A 1,053-nucleotide genomic window follows, 5' to 3' on the forward strand; every position below is an offset into this window, starting at 1 on the left:
CTCCGGCTCCCGGCGCACACCCAGCACAGCACCCAGCGGCGCGTGGCGGAGAATCGGCAGGCGCTCGAGTTGAGCGACATCAGCGACGTCACCCGGGCACGGCATCTGGCGTGGCTGGCCTACAACCTGGCGTTGCAGGACCAGGGAACGCAACGGCGGACGGCGGCCGACGAGGCCGCCGCGGCCGCTGCGGTCACCGATGACGTCGAGGCCACCATCATGGCCGGCCTCGCCCTCGCTTTGCTCGACGCCGGTGAGGGGTACCCGGGCGGCGCCGTGGGCCGCCTCGAAGAGCTTTGCCCGCTTGTCCACCCGGATGATGCGGCGTTGGCTCACGCCTATGCCGCGATGCACTACGCAAACCTGCTGGCGGTGATCGGCCGCCTGGACGACGCGACGGCCCGGGTCACCCACGGCACAGGGCAAGCCCGCCGGGAGGGCAACGCGATGGCCCTCGCTGTGTGGGCCGTCTTCAGTGGGATTATCCACCTCGCCGCGGGCCGGCTGTCGGCCGCTCGCAACGCGATTGAGCCCCTGCCGCCCCCGCAGCCGACAGGCGCGACCGAGCCGGACATCCTGCGCATGGTGGTTTTGGCCGAGGTGGCGGTGCACACGGATGACCGAGACTTGCTGCAGCAGATGGTCAATGACGCGCGCGATGCCTACTCCGCCGGCTCGGCTGCCGTACGTCGAGGAGCGGCGTATGTGCTCGCACTGGCGGCGTGGCAGCGCGACGACGTTCATGACGCGATGCGCTGGCTTGGGGAAGCCACCCTACTGGGGACGCCGCTTTTTCCCCACGCATTTGTTCGGCTGATCTTGGGTGCGCGGGTTGCCTCGGCCGCAGGTGATGCCGGCTTGCGCACGCGGGTCTTGCAGGGCACCGAGGTGCTTGAGCGGGAGCGCCCGGCGGTACCGCTGCTGGCAGGGGTGGCCCGGTATGCCCGCGGGATTCTTGAACACGATGCCGAGGCGCTGGTGGCTGCCGCGGAGGTGCTTCACTCGTCGGAGCGTCCGCTTCTTTACGCAAGTGCTGCCGAGGACGCCGGCGGC

The 1,053-nt window shown here is 70.3% G+C and carries 1 pseudogene; it reads left to right on the forward strand.

Features of this window, described 5'->3' with window-relative positions:
- A pseudogene (locus A5775_RS05970) lies at window positions 1-1,053 on the forward strand (LuxR family transcriptional regulator); the annotation flags it as partial.

Origin of the sequence: Mycobacterium sp. 852002-10029_SCH5224772 (assembly GCF_001667315.1) — a bacterium.
GTDB lineage: Bacteria > Actinomycetota > Actinomycetes > Mycobacteriales > Mycobacteriaceae > Mycobacterium.